The 1,310-nt window shown below is 33.3% G+C and carries 2 tRNA genes; both read left to right on the top strand.

Annotation, left to right across the window (positions count from 1 at the left end):
- The first annotated feature begins 43 nt into the window (after positions 1 to 43).
- A tRNA-Glu gene (locus B5473_RS00630) sits at positions 44 to 115 on the top strand.
- Between the two features lie 1,070 nt (positions 116 to 1,185).
- Positions 1,186 to 1,261, top strand: a tRNA-Val gene (locus B5473_RS00625).
- Positions 1,262 to 1,310: the final 49 nt, after the last annotated feature.

The raw sequence follows: 1,310 nt of genomic DNA, 5'->3' as shown, positions 1-1,310 counted from the left end.
GCGTAAGCGGCGCGAGGGTTCAAATCCCTCTGTCTCCGCCATCGGCCCGTTGGTCAAGTGGTTAAGACACCGCCCTTTCACGGCGGTAACACGGGTTCGAATCCCGTACGGGTCATACATAGAAAAACGAAAAACGCTAAGTACTGTTACATGTACTTAGCGTTTTTTTGGTTGCGTTAAAAGCTCTCTTAAGATAATAAACAATGCAGCTATATTAATGGACTGAATAATTTCTTACGCAATATTATGCTGTCTTATAATAAAGATAAAAAACTGTGTTGAAATATATAATTGCTTCAATTAACCCACAATCGGAATCTACTTTAAACTCATATTATTTTATTGCTACTGCCTGTAAAGACATACTTCCTTGATCACTATATGGGAAGGTGCATGGATTAAGAAAGAACAAGATAATAGGCAGGAGCGGAAAAGAAGCAGAGATTTTGCAGTTATTTAATGAAGGGCAATTGGGAACATGCAAGTTTAGTTGCGCTCTATTAGAAGGCTGTTTAAACCGTTTTCCCATCAATAATGTAATAGGGGTATATAAATCTCCGGTTCACCTAAAAACATTGTAAAAAGCAATTTAATAGCTAGTAACAAGGATTTAACGCTCAAATTGTGTAATCCAAAAAAAGCTTGGTATGTATTAACCCCAGCTAATGAAATTGCACCATTTTAAGCGCATTTAAACATGGAAATTATTATTATAGAATAACAAAAAACATTCTAGATAAGGAAAAGAATAGAAAGATAAAGAGTATATTGAGAAACCAATAGTGGAAATAATTAAGAGGTGGATTCTATCAATACTTTAAAAAATAATAATACAAATACGGGTATTTTCTTGACAGCTTTAGTCAATAAAATGTATAAATAAGTAGTCGTATATTCTAAAATACTTGATATTTATAAGTAATATTAATAATTATATCAGAATGATTTATAAATATTAAAAACAAGTCTTGATAAAATTAGTCAAACATATTAGAATTTCGTTATACTAAGTAAACGTTTTCATGATTAATCCCGATTGGTAAATGGAAAAATTAGAAATAAATATATTTTTTAAAAATAATTTCAAAAAAGGTATTGCATTATAAAAAAAGTAATGATAATATAAATCTTGTCCTTAAGAGAAAGGACATGCGGTTACGAAAGAGTAATCAGCAAATGCCCATTGGAGGATTAGCTCAGCTGGGAGAGCACCTGCCTTACAAGCAGGGGGTCGGCGGTTCGAGCCCGTCATCCTCCACCATTTTTAAATGCCGGTGTAGCTCAGTTGGTAGAGCAACTGACTTGTAATC

This window comes from Solibacillus isronensis (genome assembly GCF_900168685.1).
Classification (GTDB): Bacteria; Bacillota; Bacilli; order Bacillales_A; family Planococcaceae; genus Solibacillus; species Solibacillus isronensis_A.
This window is presented reverse-complemented; position numbering and strand designations above follow the sequence as displayed.